The organism is Curtobacterium sp. PhB190, assembly GCF_004365385.1.
Lineage (GTDB): Bacteria > Actinomycetota > Actinomycetes > Actinomycetales > Microbacteriaceae > Curtobacterium.
Genome location: NZ_SODN01000006.1, coordinates 61,715 through 77,445 on the forward strand (window position 1 = coordinate 61,715; position 15,731 = coordinate 77,445).

18 protein-coding genes are annotated in these 15,731 nt (G+C 71.2%); 16 read left to right on the plus strand and 2 right to left on the minus strand.

Annotated features, from left to right (window positions below; all coding sequences use genetic code 11):
- The first annotated feature begins 3 nt into the window (after positions 1 to 3).
- The 7 genes from EDF47_RS11175 (at position 4) to trmD (ending at position 6,296) form a co-directional block, all read left to right on the plus strand.
- Positions 4 to 1,161 (plus strand): acyl-CoA dehydrogenase family protein, encoded by a 1,158-nt coding sequence (locus EDF47_RS11175; RefSeq protein ID WP_208320950.1) that lies wholly within the window; start codon positions 4 to 6, stop codon positions 1,159 to 1,161.
- 83 nt (positions 1,162 to 1,244) lie between these two features.
- Complete coding sequence (locus EDF47_RS11180; protein ID WP_133937147.1) at positions 1,245 to 2,090, plus strand: SDR family oxidoreductase; 846 nt, start codon at positions 1,245 to 1,247, stop codon at positions 2,088 to 2,090.
- 4 nt (positions 2,091 to 2,094) lie between these two features.
- Entirely contained in the window at positions 2,095 to 4,215 is a 2,121-nt protein-coding gene (locus tag EDF47_RS11185) for an FAD-dependent oxidoreductase (protein ID WP_208320949.1), read from the plus strand.
- 164 nt (positions 4,216 to 4,379) lie between these two features.
- Positions 4,380 to 4,793: a 30S ribosomal protein S16 gene (rpsP, locus tag EDF47_RS11190; RefSeq protein WP_111086066.1), complete on the plus strand. Its 414-nt coding sequence runs from the start codon at positions 4,380 to 4,382 to the stop codon at positions 4,791 to 4,793.
- Positions 4,794 to 4,796: 3 nt separating this feature from the next.
- Positions 4,797 to 5,033 (plus strand): RNA-binding protein, encoded by a 237-nt coding sequence (locus tag EDF47_RS11195; RefSeq protein WP_111086067.1) that lies wholly within the window; start codon positions 4,797 to 4,799, stop codon positions 5,031 to 5,033.
- A complete protein-coding gene (rimM, locus tag EDF47_RS11200; protein WP_243648761.1) occupies positions 4,999 to 5,598 on the plus strand; it encodes a ribosome maturation factor RimM in 600 nt (199 codons plus the stop codon). Before EDF47_RS11195 ends, rimM begins: the two co-directional genes overlap by 35 nt.
- Positions 5,599 to 5,603: 5 nt before the next feature.
- Positions 5,604 to 6,296 carry a tRNA (guanosine(37)-N1)-methyltransferase TrmD gene (gene trmD, locus EDF47_RS11205; RefSeq protein ID WP_133937145.1) on the plus strand — a complete coding sequence of 231 codons (693 nt, stop codon included), beginning with the start codon at positions 5,604 to 5,606 and terminating at the stop codon, positions 6,294 to 6,296.
- Positions 6,297 to 6,517: 221 nt separating this feature from the next.
- On the opposite strand, the gene map is transcribed toward trmD, so the two are convergent.
- Complete coding sequence (gene map / locus EDF47_RS11210) at positions 6,518 to 7,309, minus strand: type I methionyl aminopeptidase (RefSeq protein WP_133937143.1); 792 nt, start codon at positions 7,307 to 7,309, stop codon at positions 6,518 to 6,520.
- A 167-nt stretch (positions 7,310 to 7,476) separates the two neighbouring features.
- Here map and rplS point away from each other — a divergent pair, with 167 nt between their 5' ends.
- The 9 genes from rplS to EDF47_RS11255 all read left to right on the plus strand — a co-directional run bounded on the left by rplS (position 7,477) and on the right by EDF47_RS11255 (position 14,691).
- Positions 7,477 to 7,833, plus strand: a complete 357-nt coding sequence (rplS, locus tag EDF47_RS11215; protein WP_123339832.1) for a 50S ribosomal protein L19 — start codon at positions 7,477 to 7,479, stop codon at positions 7,831 to 7,833.
- A 133-nt stretch (positions 7,834 to 7,966) separates the two neighbouring features.
- Positions 7,967 to 8,710: a signal peptidase I gene (gene lepB, locus EDF47_RS11220; protein ID WP_111086070.1), complete on the plus strand. Its 744-nt coding sequence runs from the start codon at positions 7,967 to 7,969 to the stop codon at positions 8,708 to 8,710.
- A complete protein-coding gene (locus EDF47_RS11225; RefSeq protein ID WP_131846402.1) occupies positions 8,707 to 9,405 on the plus strand; it encodes a ribonuclease HII in 699 nt (232 codons plus the stop codon). The genes lepB and EDF47_RS11225 overlap by 4 nt, the downstream gene beginning before the upstream one ends.
- 239 nt (positions 9,406 to 9,644) lie before the next feature.
- A complete protein-coding gene (locus tag EDF47_RS11230) occupies positions 9,645 to 9,968 on the plus strand; it encodes a DUF2469 family protein (protein ID WP_111086072.1) in 324 nt (107 codons plus the stop codon).
- A 105-nt stretch (positions 9,969 to 10,073) separates the two neighbouring features.
- Positions 10,074 to 10,421, plus strand: a complete 348-nt coding sequence (locus EDF47_RS11235; RefSeq protein ID WP_111086073.1) for an Lsr2 family protein — start codon at positions 10,074 to 10,076, stop codon at positions 10,419 to 10,421.
- Positions 10,422 to 10,573: 152 nt separating this feature from the next.
- A complete protein-coding gene (locus EDF47_RS11240) occupies positions 10,574 to 10,963 on the plus strand; it encodes a YraN family protein (RefSeq protein ID WP_123294793.1) in 390 nt (129 codons plus the stop codon).
- Positions 10,960 to 12,483, plus strand: coding sequence for a YifB family Mg chelatase-like AAA ATPase (locus EDF47_RS11245; protein WP_133937141.1), 1,524 nt, complete (start codon positions 10,960 to 10,962; stop codon positions 12,481 to 12,483). Before EDF47_RS11240 ends, EDF47_RS11245 begins: the two co-directional genes overlap by 4 nt.
- On the plus strand, positions 12,480 to 13,727 hold the full coding sequence (gene dprA / locus EDF47_RS11250; RefSeq protein ID WP_165918814.1) for a DNA-processing protein DprA: 1,248 nt from the start codon (positions 12,480 to 12,482) through the stop codon (positions 13,725 to 13,727). Before EDF47_RS11245 ends, dprA begins: the two co-directional genes overlap by 4 nt.
- Positions 13,728 to 13,752: 25 nt before the next feature.
- The gene (locus EDF47_RS11255) at positions 13,753 to 14,691 is read left to right on the plus strand and encodes a tyrosine recombinase XerC (protein WP_131879810.1); all 939 of its coding nucleotides are present in this window, start codon (positions 13,753 to 13,755) and stop codon (positions 14,689 to 14,691) included.
- Between the two features lie 205 nt (positions 14,692 to 14,896).
- Here the strand turns inward: EDF47_RS11255 and EDF47_RS11260 are convergent, their stop codons facing one another.
- Positions 14,897 to 15,487, minus strand: a complete 591-nt coding sequence (locus tag EDF47_RS11260) for a M23 family metallopeptidase (protein WP_132100210.1) — start codon at positions 15,485 to 15,487, stop codon at positions 14,897 to 14,899.
- Between the last annotated feature and the right edge of the window lie 244 nt (positions 15,488 to 15,731).

Below are 15,731 nucleotides of genomic sequence, written 5' to 3' on the forward strand. Positions count from 1 at the left end.
GTCATGGAAACCGCCACCGAATCCGCCTTCCAGCAGCTCAAGGCCGAGGTCACCGAGTGGGTCCGGGGCCGCGGTGAGGAGTGGGCGGACGAGATCGAGCGCACCGGCCGGGTCGCCCCGGAGCTGTTCCAGGAGCTCAAGGACAACGGGTGGCTCAGCCTCGCCGCCCCGACCGAGCTCGGCGGACGGGCGATCCCGTTCTCGCGCTACCTCGAGATCATGGAGATCGTCTCGCGTTCGCACGCGTCGATCCGGATGCTCGTGCACGTCATCAACGGCACCTGGCGCGCGATGGCCCCCTACGCGACGCCGGAGCAGATCGAGCAGGTCGTCAAGCCGAGCGTCGCGGGTGACAAGCTCGTCGCGTTCACCCTGACCGAGGCCACGGCCGGCACCGGCGCGGACATCCGCACCACCGTCCGCCGCGAGGGCGACACCTACGTCATGAACGGTGAGAAGCACCTCATCACGTTCGGCGTGCAGGCCGACTACTGGCTCATCGCCGCCCGCCTCGAGGGCACCAGCGGCCAGGACGGCACGGTCGCGTTCCTCATGCCGAACAGCGGGCTGCCGGGCGCCGAGGTGATCGACGACTCCGACACCATGGGCATCCGGGGCACCGACCACGCGATCCTGCGCTTCACCGACGTGCCCGTGCCGGCCAGTGCGCTGCTCGGCGCCGAGGGGCAGGGGCTCGAGGTCGCGCTCGGCGGCTTCCTGCTGCCGAGTCGCGTGTCCGTCGCCATGAGCGCCGTCGGCCTCGCCGAGCGTGCGAACGAGCTCGCCGTCGAGTACGCGAACAAGCGGGAGACCTTCGGCAAGCAGCTGTCCAGCCGCCAGGCGATCCAGTTCTACCTGGCCGAGAACTACGCCGACATCGCCGCCGCCCGCGCCCTGGTGCTCGAGGCCGCGCGCGCCTACGAAGAGGGCCGCCCGGACGCCGGCACGCTGTCCAGCGCCTCGAAGATGGTCGCGGTCGACATGCTCGCCCGCGTCACCGACAAGGCCCTGCAGGTTCACGGCGGCCAGGGCTACTGGAAGCGCAACGCGATCGAGCGCGTCTACCGCGACGCGCGCGCGCAGCGCTTCGAAGAGGGCACCAACGAGATCCAGAAGCTGGTCGTCGGCCGCGCCGTCGTCACCGGCAAGGCCGGGTTCTAGACAACAACCACCCACCGGACGGGAGGCCCGTGGCGGGCCCGCCACGCGCCTCCCGTCCCTCCCCACGCACGTAGAGGACCGCAGTGACCGACACCACCAACGCACCCATCGCACTGATCACGGGCGCTTCGCGCGGCATCGGCCGCCTGCTCGCGCAGAAGCTCGGCCAGCGCGGCGTGACCGTCGTGGTCACGTACAAGGGCAACGCCGACCTGGCCGAGGAGTCGCTGGCCGACGTCAAGGCCGCCGGCGGCGACGGGATCACCGCGCAGGTCGACATCGAGCAGCCGGAGTCGATCGACGCCCTGTTCGACCTGGTGCGGGACACCTACGGTCGCCTCGACCACTTCGTCGCGAACGCCGCCGCCAGCGCGTTCAAGCCGGTCAAGGAACTGAAGCTGCACCACCTGGACCGCAGCTACGCCACCAACGCCCGCTCGTTCGTGCTCGGGGCGCAGCGTGCCGCCGAGCTGATGGACCGCGGTGGGCGCATCGTCGTCGTGACCTCGTACGGATCGCTCCGCGCGTTCCCGACCTACGCCGCGCTCGGCGCGGCGAAGGCCATGAGCGAGTCGTACATGAAGTACATGGCGGTCGAGTTCGGTCCGCGCCAGATCACGGTGAACGCGGTCAACGGTGGCCTGATCGACACCGACTCGCTCGAGTACTTCTACACGAAGGTCCCCGGCCAGGCGCCGATCGACTCGGTGTTCGAGAAGCTCCCGCTGCAGCGCCCCGGCACCGCCGACGACATGGCCGACGCGGTGGACTTCCTGCTGTCCGACAAGGCCGGGTACATCACCGGGCAGGTGCTGTCGGTCGACGGCGGCCTGACCGTGATCGCCCCGCCGTTCTGGGCGGACACGACGTCGCCGCTGCGCGACGCGGTGCTCCCTGCTGACGACGCGGCTGTCGACGCGGCAGAGTAGGGGCATGAGCACCGTCGCCATGCCCGAGCTCGCCGTCGTCTCCTCGCCGTGGACACTCGGCCCCCTGACCCTGCCGAACCGGGTGGTCATGGGGTCGATGCACACCGGACTCGAGGTGCACGACGACGGTGGGGCCGGCATGGCGGCGTTCTACCGCGAACGTGCCGCCGGCGGCGCCGCCTGCATCATCACCGGCGGCATCGCGGTGAACGACGAGGCCCGTGGTGGCCCCGACTTCGCCGTGTTCGGTGTCGGGGGAGCGGACGAGCGGTTCCGCGCCGCGGTCGACGCCGTGCACGAGGAGGGCTCCACGATCCTCGCGCAGCTGTTCCACGCCGGGCGGTACGCGCTCGCCGCGGGGATGGTCGACCGGCACGGGGACCCCCAGCGCGTGGTGGCACCGTCGGCCCTGCCCTGGGCGGCCGCCCGTGGCGTGGTGCCGACCGAGCTGACGCCGGCCGAGATCGAGCGCACCATCGAGGACTTCGCCGCCGCGGCCCGGTCCGCGCGCGACATCGGGTTCGACGGCGTCGAGATCATGGCGTCCGAGGGCTACCTCATCAACCAGTTCCAGTCGCCGCTGACGAACCTGCGTGACGACGAGTGGGGCGGTTCGCCGGAGCGTCGACGGCGCTTCACTGTGGCGGTCGTCGAGGCCGTCCGTGCGGCGGTGCCCGACCTGGCCGTGACGATCCGGCTCTCCGGCGCCGACCTGATGCCCGGTTCGTCGACCGAGGACGACGTCGACGCCCTGGTGCACGACCTGCTGCCACTCGGGCTCGACGGCATCTCGGTCGGGATCGGCTGGCATGAGTCCCGTACCCCGACCGTGCAGGCCGCCGTGCCGCACGGGGCCTGGCTCGCCTACGCCGCGCGCATCGCCGGAGTCGTGCGCGCCTCGTCGTACCCCGACGTCCGGGTGATCGCGTCGAACCGGATGACCGACCTGCGCGACGGTGAGACCGTCCTCGCCGACGGGACCATCGACGCCGTCGCCTTGGCCCGACCGTTCCTCGCCGACCCCGCGCTCGTGAACCGGTCGTTGGCGGGCCGGTTCGCGCTGGTGAACACCTGCATCGGCTGCAACCAGGCCTGCCTCGACCGCTCGATCATCGGCGCGCCGGTGTCCTGCCTGGTGAACCCGCGCGCCGCCCGCGAGGTCGCCTTCCCCGCGCGTCCGACCACCGACCCGAAGCGCGTCGACGTCGTCGGCGGAGGACCGGCCGGTCTCGCCGCAGCCGTCGACGCCGCCCGACGCGGCCACCACGTCACCGTGTGGGAAGCCGCCGACCGGCTCGGCGGCCAGTTCGGCCTCGCCGCGCTCGTGCCCGGCAAGGAGGACTACGCCGCCACCGTGCGGGCTGCCCGCGCCGAGCTCGACGAGCGCGGGGCCACGGTGCACCTCGGCCGCCCGGCGACGCCCGCGGACCTGGCCGACAGCGACGCCGTGGTGCTCGCCGCCGGGGTGGTCCCGCGCGACGTCGACGTCCCCGGAGCACACCTGCCGCACGTCCTGTCGTACGAGCGGGCTCTGCGCGAGGGCGTGCCCGCCGGCACCGTCGCGCTCATCGGCGGCGGCGGCATCGGCGTCGACACCGCAGCGTTCCTGACCGAGTCGCCGGACGAGTCGGTCCGCGCCACCGAGTTCGCGGCGCGCTGGGACCTCGACGTCTCCGAGGAGCTCGTCGGCGACGTCCCCCAACGGCTGCCCGCCGCGTCGCGCACGATCCGGCCGGGCTCCGACGTCACCGTGCTCCGTCGATCGGGCAAGTTCGGGCAGGGCGTCGGGATCACCTCGCGCTGGGTCGCCATCGGTCGCCTCCGTGACGCGGGGGTGCGAATGGTCGGCGGCGTGCAGGAGTACCTGAGCATCGAGCCCGGTGCCCTCTGGATCCGCGACGAGCACGGCGAGGAGCGCGCGATCCCGGCGGACAACGTCGTGGTCTGCGCCGGGCAGGAACGCGCGATCGACACCGAGGGCGACGTGCGTGACGGACTCGTGACGGGCCTCCAGGCAGCCGGTGTGCCGTTCGCCGTCGTCGGCGGCGCACGCGACGCACGGAGCGTGGACGCGGTCCGCGCGACGTCCGAGGCCCTCGAAGCGGTCCGGCGACTCGCGCCGTAGCGCGTCGGCTCGCATCGCGGCCCGGAATCTGTAAGAATGAACGGTCGAATCGCCGCAGCTCGACCCTCTATCCAGCTGTGAGCGATCTCTCTCGAGCTTTCACCGTGTGTGCCCCCACGCCCGCGGTTCCAGTTCAACCACAACGTAAGCAAACAGGAGCAATTGTGGCTGTCAAGATCCGTCTGAAGCGTCTCGGTAAGATCCGTGCGCCCTACTACCGCATCGTCGTCGCCGACTCGCGCACCAAGCGCGATGGTCGTGTCCTCGAGGAGATCGGTCAGTACCACCCGACCGAGGAGCCCTCGGTCATCAAGATCGAGTCCGAGCGTGCGCTCTACTGGCTCGGCGTCGGCGCACAGCCGACCGAGCAGGTCGCGGCCCTCCTCAAGCTGACCGGCGACTGGGCCAAGTTCAAGGGCGAGAAGGACACCGCGTCCAAGGTCAAGGTCGCCGAGCCGAAGCAGGCCTTCCAGGTCGACTCCTCGAAGAAGGCCGTCCTCAAGCCGAAGTCGGAGAAGACGGCTCCCGCCGCCAAGACCGACGACGCCGAGACCGCCGACGAGACGACCGAGGCGTAGTCCTTGCTCGAATCCGCGCTGACGCACCTCGTCAAGGGGATCGTCGATCACCCTGACGACGTGCGCGTCGCCAGCTCCACCTCCCCGCGGGGCGAGGTCCTCGAGGTGCGCGTGCACCCCGAGGACCTCGGCCGCGTGATCGGTCGTGCCGGGCGGACCGCCAAGGCACTCCGCACCCTCGTCTCGGCCCTGGCCGACGGCAAGCGTGTGCGGGTCGACGTGGTCGACACCGATTCCTAGGGAGACGACCCAGCTCCGGGTGGGTCGAATCACGAAGGCACACGGGCTCAAGGGCGGCATCAAGCTCGAGCTCTACACCGACGACCCGGATCGTCGGTTCACCCCCGGTGCCACGTTCACGCTCCAGGTGCCCGACGACTCACCGTGGTCGGGCAAGACCCTCGAGCTGGACGAGCTCCGCTGGTACAACGGTCACCCCGTCGCGTTCTTCGCGGGGATCGACGACCGCACCGGCGCCGAGTCGCTCGCCCGGATCATCCTCTGGGTCGAGCAGGACGCCGACGCCGAGACCGGCGAGGACGACGCCTGGTACGACCACCAGCTGGTCGGGCTGAAGGTGCTGCGCGACGGCGTCGAGGTCGGCACCGTCGCCCGGGTCGACCACATGCCGGCGCAGGACCTGCTCGCGATCGACACCCCGTCGCGCGGCGAGGTCCTCGTGCCGTTCGTCGCGGCGATCGTGCCCGCGGTCGACATCGCTTCCGGCACCGTCACGGTCACGCCGCCGCAGGGTCTGTTCGAGGACCCCGAGGACACCTCCCGGCCCGAGACGGTCACGGACTAGCTGCCGTGCGGATCGACATCGTCACGATCTTCCCGGAGTTCTTCTCCGTGCTGGACGTGTCCCTGCTCGGCAAGGCCCGCTCCGGTGGGCTGCTCGACCTGCAGGTGCACGACCTGCGCTCCTGGACGACCGACCGGCACCGCACCGTCGACGACACCCCGTACGGCGGCGGCGCCGGCATGGTGATGAAGCCGGAACCGTGGGCGCAGGCGCTGGACGCCCTGCTGCGGCCGGACGGCTCGTCGACCCTCGTGGTCCCGACGCCCGCCGGCACGCCGTTCAAGCAGTCCATCGCGCGCTCGCTCGCGTCGACCTCCGACCACCTCGTGTTCGCCTGCGGGCGGTACGAGGGCATCGACGCCCGCGTCTTCGAGTGGGCGGCGTCACGCTGCTCGGTCGTCGAGCTCTCGCTCGGTGACTACGTGCTGAACGGCGGCGAGGTCGCGGCGATGGCCATGATCGAGGCCGTCGGGCGACTCGTCCCCGGCGTCGTCGGCAACCCCGAGTCCCTGGTCGAGGAGTCCCACGAGGACGGCCTGCTCGAGTACCCCTCGTACACGAAGCCCGCCGTGTGGCGTGACCACGCCGTGCCCGAGGTGCTGCTCAGCGGCCACCACGGCAAGGTCGCCGCGTGGCGGCACGAGCAGCAGGTGGAGCGGACGCGGCGCGTCCGGCCGGACCTGCTGCCGCCTGCCTGACCGGGGCGCGTCCGGCTGCCGGTTGACGCCTGCCGGCTGCCGGCTGCCGGCTGTTTTGTCGCTTTCGCGAAAGCGACAGTCTGCCGCGGAACATCCGCGGGCAACTGTCGCTGTCGCGCACATGACGGCGGCCACAGCCGAGATCTGTCGCTTTGGGGTACTGGTCGCGACCAGTGACGGATGGGAGGCGCGGGGCGGGACCGCACCGCGCCTCTAGTCCGTCAGCTGGTCGGGTCGGCGCGCTGGGCGCGACGCAGGGTCAGGACCTCGGGTCCGGACTCGGTGACCGCCACCGTGTGCTCGACGTGCGCAGCACGTGAGCCGTCGACGCTCCGGAGCGTCCAGCCGTCGTCGTCCTGGTACAGCTCGTCGGTGCCCTGCATGAGCCACGGCTCGATGGCCACCACCAGGCCCGGCCGGAGCTTGAGGCCGCGGCCCGGACGTCCGTCGTTCGGCACGTGCGGGTCGCCGTGCATGGTGCGACCGACGCCGTGTCCGCCGAACTGCAGGTTGACGCCGTAGCCGGCCTCGTGCGCGACGTGCCCGATCGCGTGCGACACGTCGCCGAGCTTGTTGCCCGGAGCAGCCTGCGCGATGCCGGCTGCGAGGGCACGCTCGACGGTCGAGATGAGCGTCTGGTCCTCGTCGCGGGGCGTCCCGACCTGCACCGACACGGCGGAGTCCGCCACCCAGCCGTCGACGCTCGCGGCGAAGTCGAGGCTGACGAGGTCGCCGTCCTGCAGCACGTGGTCGAACGGCAGACCGTGCAGCGCCGCGTCGTTCACCGAGGTGCACAGGTTCTTGCCGAACGGCGACTTGCCGAACGAGGGGTGGTAGTCGACGTAGCAGCTCTCGGCGCCCCGGTCGGCGATCATCCGCGCGGCGACGCGGTCGAGCTCGAGCAGGTTCACGCCGACGTCCACCGTGGCGAGCAGTTCGTCGAGGACGTCGGCCACGAACCGACCGGCGACGCGCAGTCCGTCGAGTTCCGTGGGGGTGCGCAGTTCGATCATGGGTCCATCCTCGCTGTTTTGCCCCCGGCGTTCCGTGTGGCAGTATGGATCGCTGTGCCCTGGCTGGACTCTGCCACGGGGGAGTCGCCGACACCGGGCACGCACCACCACTTCATCAGACATCGATCCGCGGCGACCCGTGTGCGTCCGCAGAGAGTAGAACAGCCATGAGCCAGCTCCTCGACAACGTCGACGCAGCATCGCTGCGGACCGACGTCCCGGACTTCCGCGCCGGTGACACCATCAAGGTGCACGTGAACATCGTGGAAGGCACGCGCTCGCGTATCCAGGTCTTCCAGGGTGTCGTCATCGGCCGTCAGGGCCACGGCATCGGCGAGACCTTCAAGGTCCGCAAGGTGAGCTTCCAGGTCGGCGTCGAGCGCTGGTTCCCGGTGCACTCGCCGATCATCGACCACATCGAGATCGTCACCAAGGGTGACGTCCGTCGCGCGAAGCTCTACTACCTGCGCGAACTGCGCGGCAAGGCGGCCCGCCGCAAGATCAAGGAGAAGCGCGACGCCTGATCGCCTTCACAGTGAGCGTCCGCGAGCCGGACGCCGCTGCTGGCCCCTCGCCGATGTACGGTTGTGCATCGACGGGGGGCTTTCCCTTTGCGCCCGCTCAACCCGGGCGGGCACGGTGTGAACGAGAGCGGAAATGACGGACACGACTGAGGAATCCGGGCGCAGGCCCCGGCCCGAGAAGCAGCGCAACGGGATCCTCACATTCCTCCGCGACCTCGTCATCATCTTCATCGCGGCGCTGCTCGTGTCGTTCTTGGTCAAGACGTTCCTGATCCGCTCGTTCTACATCCCGTCGGCGTCGATGGAGAACACGCTGCAGATCAACGACCGCGTGATCGTCAACGAACTCGTCCCGGGTGTCGTGGCACTGAAACGCGGCGACGTCGTGGTGTTCAAGGACCCGGGTGGATGGCTCGCCGGGTCCGAGGTGCCGAGCGTCACGCCGGACACCCAGCCCGCGAAGGCGATCGACTGGGTCCTGACGCAGATCGGCCTCGGGACGGGCGACAGCGACGACCACCTCATCAAACGCGTGATCGGTCTGCCGGGGGACAAGGTCTCCTGCTGCAACGACCTCGGGCAGATGTCGGTGAACGGCGTCCCGATCAAGGAGCCGTACCTCAAGCTGCCGGCCGGCGCCCCTGCCTCAGCGACCGACTTCTCCGTCACCGTGCCGAAGGGCACCATCTGGGTGATGGGCGACAACCGCAACGACTCCAAGGACTCCCGCTACAACGGGGACACGCCGTCGAAGGGGTTCGTGCCGTTGTCCGACGTGACCGGCCGGGCCTTCGTGATCTCCTGGCCGACGAGCCGCTGGACGTGGCTCGACGACCACCCCGAGGTGTTCGCCGGGGTGGAGGAGCGCGACCAGTGACCGCCGTCCGCCCCTCCCTCCGCGTCGAGAAGCGGCTGCTGGCCGAAGGCCGTGTCACGGTCATCGGGATGGACGAGGTCGGACGCGGTGCGATCGCCGGTCCTGTCGGCGTGGGCGTCGCGGCCGTGACGATCGACGTCGGGCGGGTCCCGCAAGGTCTGGCCGACTCGAAGCTGCTGTCCGCCACCCGCCGGACGGACCTGGTCCCCGTCGTCACCCGGTGGGCGCGCACCGCCGTCGGCATGGCGTCCGCCGAGTACGTCGATCGGCAGGGGATCGTCCCGGCGCTCGGAGCTGCAGGGGCGCAGGCGCTCGAGTCCCTGGTCGCCGGGGGCCTGTCGCTCGACGGCGCCGTCGTCGTGCTGGACGGGTCCTTCGACTGGCTGACCCGTGCCGTCCCCGCGTCGCTCCGTCCGACGACGGACCCGCTCGAGGTCGTCGTGCAGGTCAAGGCCGACCGGGACTGCGCCTCGGTCGCCGCGGCGTCGATCGTGGCGAAGGTCGCGCGGGATGCCCTGATGATCGCAGCCCACGACGAGGCACCGCACTACGCCTGGGCGTCGAACAAGGGCTACGGCTCGACCGTGCACTACGACGCCATCCGCGCGGTCGGAGCACACGCACTGCACCGCAAGTCATGGCTGCACCAGGCGTCGAGCGTGTCACTCGAGGGCTTCGACGCGCTCGTCGGCTGACGCGCTGCGGTCGCGCCCGCCTGCCGTGCCTGTGGCCCGCGAGGTTCCGAAATCTCGGCATCTCGGCCCATGCCCGGTGCCGCCGCGGAACCTCGGCGGAGCGCACACGGCGTGTTGTGGAACCTCGGTGGGCTCGGATCGGGAGCGGATGCCGAGCTTGCTCGCACTTCCGTCTTCGGGTGCATCCCTCGAGCTGCTGTCGCACACTGGTGCGGCTGCCGCCGTAGACTGTGGGCGCAATGGATGAGGACGAATTCGACGACTACGACCGCGAGGTCGAGCTGGCCCTGTACCGCGAGTACCGCGACGTCGTGTCGCAGTTCCGCTACGTGGTCGAGACCGAGCGGCGTTTCTACCTGGCGAACGAGGTCGAACTCGTGCGCCGGGACACCGAACACGATTTCTACTTCGAACTGACGATGAACGACGTCTGGGTGTGGGACGTCTACCGTTCCGACCGGTTCGTCAAGGGCGTCCGCGTCCTCACGTTCAAGGACGTGAATGTCGAAGAACTGACATCGCGAGAACTCGAACTGCCGAAGGAACTCGCACTCGACGAGTGATCGTCAATTCCGGTGCATTCGGCGAATCGCCGGTGATCGGTGACGTGCCGGAATTCCACGCGCTATTCTGGTCGGGATTTCCCGTCCAATGAACAGGAGCCGCGCATGGCACAGAAGGTCACCGTCCAGCTCGTCGACGACCTCGACGATTCCCCCATCACCACCGGTGAAGGTCGCACGGTCGAATTCGGTTTCGACGGCTCGTCGTACGAGATCGACCTGACGAACGACAACGTCGACAAGTTCCGCGAAGCGATCTCCGACTACATCGCCGCAGCGCGCAAGGTCTCCGGTCGTCGCACCGGCAGCACGGCGCCGAAGTCGGCCCCGAAGCGTGGCAACTCCGAAGAGCTCGGCAAGATCCGCGAGTGGGCGAAGGAGAACGGCTACGAGGTCTCGACCCGTGGTCGTATCTCGACCCAGGTGCAGGAAGCGTACGCAGCCGCACACTGAGCCGCTGTCGACGAAGGACCCGGATGATCGCGATCACCCGGGTCCTTCGTCATTCCTCCCCAAGGGCGATCGTCGTCGTCTGATTCCACAGAGTCTTCGTCGGTGCACATCCTCGCTGCCGTTCCCGCGATCGTTGCCGTGGAGGCAATGACATGGAACAGAAGCTGCACGATCGCCCTGGACGAACACTCCGGAACGGCCGCCTGGGGCGGTTCGGCGAGGACCAGGCCGTGGCGTGGTTGCACGAACGGGGTTTCCGGGTCCTCGAGCGGAATTGGCGGTGCGCCCGGGGCGAGATCGACATCGTCGCGTGGGATTCCTGCACACTCGCGTTCATCGAGGTGAAGACGCGATCCGGTACGACGACGGGGCATCCGTTCGAGGCGATCACGGCGACGAAGCTCACCCGGATGCGACGACTCGTGGCCGAGTGGTTCGACGCCCATCCGGAGGTGTCGGCACGCGCGATCCGCATCGACGTGGTCGCGGTCCACGTCGACGGCCCGCGGACGGCCGTGCAACACGTGGCGGGTGTGCTGTGACGGGCATCGGCCGTGCTGCGGCCGTCGCCCTGCTCGGCGTGACCGGGCGCCGGATCGAGGTCGAGGCCCACCTGACCAGCCAGCTGCCCGCCTTCAGCATCATCGGACTGCCGGACACTTCGCTCGGCGAGGCGCGCGAGCGAGTCCGTGCCGCCGCTGCGAACGCCGGGTGTCCGTTGCCGGCTCGTCGGATCACGGTGAACCTCACGCCCGCGGCGATCCCGAAACGGGGTTCCGGGTTCGACCTGGCGATCGCGATGGCCGTGCTCGCCGGCGCCGGACTCGCACCCGACGTCAGTGAACGGATCGTCTACATCGGGGAGCTCGGTCTGGACGGTCGGGTCCGACCGGTCGCCGGAGTCATCCCGATGTTGCTCGCCGCCCGCGACGCCGGGGCCGACCGAGTCGTGCTGCCGATCGGCAACCTGCCCGAGGCCCGCGTGGTCGACGGCGTGCGCACCACCGGGGTCGACTCACTCCGTGCGGCTGCGATCGACGCCGGCGCGCTGCTGCCGCCGGTCGAGGTCGACGCGGTGCTGCCGGTGCCGGTGCCCTCGGTCCAACGCCCGGTGGCCGAACTGGCGGATGTCGTCGGGAACCCGATCGGGGTGCGCGCCGTCGTCGCCGCGGCGGCCGGTGGGCACCATGCGCTCCTGCTCGGTCCACCCGGTGCCGGCAAGACGATGCTCGCGGAGCGCCTGCCCGGGCTCCTGCCCGACCTCGACGACGCGACCGCGCTCGAGGTCGCCGCCGTCCGGTCCGTCGCCGGACTCGGGCCGGCGTCGTGGAGCACGAAGCCCCCGTGGGAGGCCCCGCACCACTCCGCGTCGGCGATCTCCCTGATCGGCGGCGGCTCCGGTGTGCTGCGACCCGGAGCAGTGTCGCGGGCGACCGGCGGCATCCTGTTCCTCGACGAAGCACCGGAGTTCCCCCGTGCGGTGCTCGACGCGCTCCGCCAGCCGCTCGAGTCCGGTCGGATCACCATCCACCGGGCTGCGGGCGCCGCCGAGTTCCCCGCGCGGTGCCAGGTCGTGCTCGCTGCCAATCCCTGCCCGTGCGGCAACGCCGGCGGAGCGCACGGCCAACCGTGTGAGTGTCCGCCGAGTGCGGTCCGGCGCTACCTCGGGCGGATGTCCGGACCGCTGCTCGACCGGATGGACATCCGGGTGCTCGTGCCCCGGGTGACGACCGGGAAGATGCGTGGTACCGACGGGAGCACGCCGACGACGGCCGAGGCCCGCGCCGGCGTCGCCGCGGCCCGCGCTCGGATGGCCGAACGCCTCCGGGACACCGGGTGGACGAAGAACGCCGAGGTCACCGGAGCCTGGCTGCGGGCGGACGGTCGGATCGAACCCGGTTCGACCACCGAGCTCGACCGGGCGCTCGACCTCGGCACCCTGACCATGCGGGGATGGGACCGGGTGATGCGGCTCGCGTGGACCCTCGCCGACCTCGAAGCGGTCGACCGTCCGAGCAGAGCACACGTCCGGGGTGCTCTTGCCCTGCGGAGCGCGCTGTGAGCGGCGTGGGGCCCGGCCACGGCAGCGAACTGCTCGCCGCGATCCGGCGGGTCCTCGGGACTGACGGTGCGTCGGACCCGGTCCAGACCGCCGCTCGGGTCGCGTGGTCCGTGATCGTGGAGCCCGGGGACTCCGTCGCCGGTGAGCTCATGGCGGCCCTCGGGTCGGAGCGCGCCCTCGGCTCGGTCCTGCTGGCAGCCGACGGTGCGTTCGAGGATCTGCTCGACGGGTGTGTGGAGGCCGGCGTACCCGGTGCGGAGGATCCCGATGCGTTCGCCGGTGTCCTGCACACGGCCATCGACCGGTGGCGACCGCGCTTGGTCCGGTCCGACGTGGCCGACGTCGTCGCCTCGGCCGAAGCCGTCGGGGCACGACTGCTCGTGCCCGGGTCCGCTGGGTGGCCGACGGCGATCGACGACCTCGGCCCCCACGCACCACTCGTGCTCTGGACTCGCAGCGCCACGGCGGGTGTCGGCGACGGGGCACCCGCCCTGGCCGTGGTCGGGTCGCGGGCGAACACCATCGCCGGGGCCGAAGCAGCCGCCGAGATCACCTCGTCCGCCGCGGACGCCGGCTGCACGATCGTCAGCGGCGGCGCCTACGGGATCGACGCGGTCGCACACCGGGTGGCGATCGCCGCAGGGGTCCCGACGATCGCGGTCCTGGCCGGGGGGATCGATCAGCTCTACCCCGCCGGCAACGTCCAGCTGCTCCACAACGTCGCTCGGCAGGGCGCCCTGGTGGCGGAGTCGGCGCCGGGGACCCGCCCGACCCGGTGGCGCTTCCTGGCCCGGAACCGGTTGATCGCCGCCCTCGCCGATGCTGCGGTCGTCGTGGAGGCCGGTGCGCGGTCCGGTGCGCTCAACACCGCGCACCACGCCGGGCAGCTCGGTCGCCCGGTGTTCGCCGTCCCGGGAGCGTTCGCGTCCTCGGCGTCGGTCGGGTGCCACCGGCTCGTGGCGCAGGGCCGGGCGCAGCTCGTCGTGCACCCGGGGGACCCGGTCGCCGCGATGCGTCCCGTGCCCCCATCCGCTGCGACCGCGGCGGCGGACGAACCCCTCGTGTCGGTCCAGCGCGATCCCGAGGTCGTCCGGGTCCTCGACGCGCTCGGCCGTCGTGCCCTGCCAGAGGCCGAGATCGCTCGACGGTCCGGGCTGTCCGGAGCTGCGGTGGCGGACGCCCTCGCGCTCGCGCAGTTGCAGGGGCTCGTGGCGCACAGCAGCGGCGGGTGGGGCCGCGCATGACGTCGGCCAGCCGTACGCTGACGACGTGGCGGACCGAGCAGAGCAGAAGGAAGAGCGACTCGTGGCAGCGGTCGACTCGTTCCTCGGGCACGCTCGACACGCCAGGGGGCTCAGCGAGCAGACGCTCCGCGCGTACGCGAACGACCTCGAGCAGTTCGTCGAGTTCGCCGCGCGACGCGACGTCGTCGGCATCGACGGGGTCGACCTCGAACTCCTCCGTGACTGGTTGTGGGAAGCCGACCAGCGGGGGCTCGCACGGTCCACGATCGCCCGCCGGTCGTCGTCGGTGCGGGCGTTCACCCGGTGGGCGAGCGAGACCGGGGTGACCGCGACGGACGCCGGCGTGCGGCTCCGTGCACCGAAGGGCGGCTCGCACCTGCCGCGGGTGGTGTCGGCCGACCAGGTCCGTGGGTTGCTCGACGGCCTCGCGGCCCGTGCAGCGACCGACGATCCCGGTGCGCTGCGGGACCTGGCGCTCGTGGAGCTCCTGTACGCCGCGGCGATCCGGGTGAGCGAGCTCGTCGGCATCGACGTCGCCGACGTCGATCGCGGGCGGCTTACGGTCCGCGTGCTCGGGAAGGGCGGGAAGGAGCGGGTCGTGCCGTTCGGTGTCCCGGCCCGTGACGCACTCGAGGCGTGGACGTCGCGGGGGCGTCCGACCCTCGCGGCGCGGGCCGACGTACCGAGCACGGCACTGTTCCTCGGCGACCAGGGTGGCCGGCTCGGGGTGCGGAGTGCGTACCGCGTGGTGGCTCGGCTGCTCGGGGACCTTCCCGGCGAAGGGCCGAGCGGACCGCACACCTTCCGGCACACCGCGGCGACGCACCTGCTCGACGGGGGAGCGGACCTGCGGGCGGTCCAAGAACTGCTCGGGCACGCGAGCCTCGGGACGACGCAGATCTACACGCACGTGTCCTCAGCACGGCTGCGCGAGGTCTACCGGACGGCCCACCCGCGCGCCTGACGGCGCGACCGCCGGACCGGCGCCGTGCCCCGCGAGCGACCGTCGGACCGGCGCCGAGCGACCGTCGGACCGGCGCCGAGCGACCGCCGGACCGGCGCCGCGCACTCGTGCGGTTGCGCGGCGTCGGAACGTCGGAACGTTGGAACGGCGCGACCGTTACGTCGCACGTCGAAGTTGCACGTCGCCCACCGCTCGTCGCCGACGCTCACCCCGGCCAGGCGGACTCCGGCAACAGCACGGGCCACTCGGCCACGGGAAGGTACGGCGTCGGGTCCACGTAGCGGCCGTCGATCCGCGCGCCGAGGTGCAGACACGGGGCCGAGGCCGGGCAGTGCCCCACGGACACCAAGCCGACCTGATCACCCTGTCGGACGTCGTCCCCAGTGGCGACGAGCGGCTGCACCGAGTCGAGGGTGCTGACGAGCCCGCCGCCGTGGTCGACCGTCACGACGCTCCTGCCGCCAACGGGTCCGGCGAACGCCACCGTGCCGTCGTCGACCGCCGCCGCACTCGTGCCGAGCGGCGCCGGCACGTCGATCCCGCGGTGACCGGCGGCGTAGTCGTCGGACGGTGGCTCCCACCCGCGCTCGACCACCCGCGTTCCGGTCGGCCAGATCCACGGTTCGGCAGCACGAGTCGCCGCCGTGCCATACCGGTGGTCGCGCAGGTCCTCCGGCGCGGGCACGGGTTCGGGCAACGACGCGGTGGCCGTCCAGAACGCCCCGAGCATCCCGATCACCACCACCATCGCGGCGACCGGAGGGAGCCGAGTGCCGGAGCCGGGGAACAGGAGCATGCCGTCACTCTGTCCGCCACGGACCGGCTACACGACCGAGGTGAGGCGGTCCGTGGAGGGTGGGGCGGGCCTCCCGGCCTGTGGAGGGACGACGCGACCGCAACGAACGACGTCCTCGATGTCGCACGACATCGACGGTGTCGTTCCGAGTCGAGGCGACTCCCGACCCGCCCGCGCCCCGCGCCCCGCCCCGCGCACCGAGCGCACCCGGTTATGACCACATCCACCACGAGGAGTACAGTCG

Bases quoted from the DNA above. Each gene is read 5' to 3' on its own strand.
- EDF47_RS11175 (WP_208320950.1), top strand. From the start codon at position 4: ATGGAAACCGCCACCGAATCCGCCTTCCAGCAGCTCAAGGCCGAGGTC.
- EDF47_RS11185 (WP_208320949.1), top strand. From the start codon at position 2,095: ATGAGCACCGTCGCCATGCCCGAGCTCGCCGTCGTCTCCTCGCCGTGG.
- map (WP_133937143.1), bottom strand. From the start codon at position 7,309: ATGATCGAACTGCGCACCCCCACGGAACTCGACGGACTGCGCGTCGCC.
- rplS (WP_123339832.1), top strand. From the start codon at position 7,477: ATGAGCCAGCTCCTCGACAACGTCGACGCAGCATCGCTGCGGACCGAC.
- lepB (WP_111086070.1), top strand. From the start codon at position 7,967: ATGACGGACACGACTGAGGAATCCGGGCGCAGGCCCCGGCCCGAGAAG.
- EDF47_RS11230 (WP_111086072.1), top strand. From the start codon at position 9,645: ATGGATGAGGACGAATTCGACGACTACGACCGCGAGGTCGAGCTGGCC.
- EDF47_RS11235 (WP_111086073.1), top strand. From the start codon at position 10,074: ATGGCACAGAAGGTCACCGTCCAGCTCGTCGACGACCTCGACGATTCC.
- EDF47_RS11240 (WP_123294793.1), top strand. From the start codon at position 10,574: ATGGAACAGAAGCTGCACGATCGCCCTGGACGAACACTCCGGAACGGC.
- EDF47_RS11260 (WP_132100210.1), bottom strand. From the start codon at position 15,487: ATGCTCCTGTTCCCCGGCTCCGGCACTCGGCTCCCTCCGGTCGCCGCG.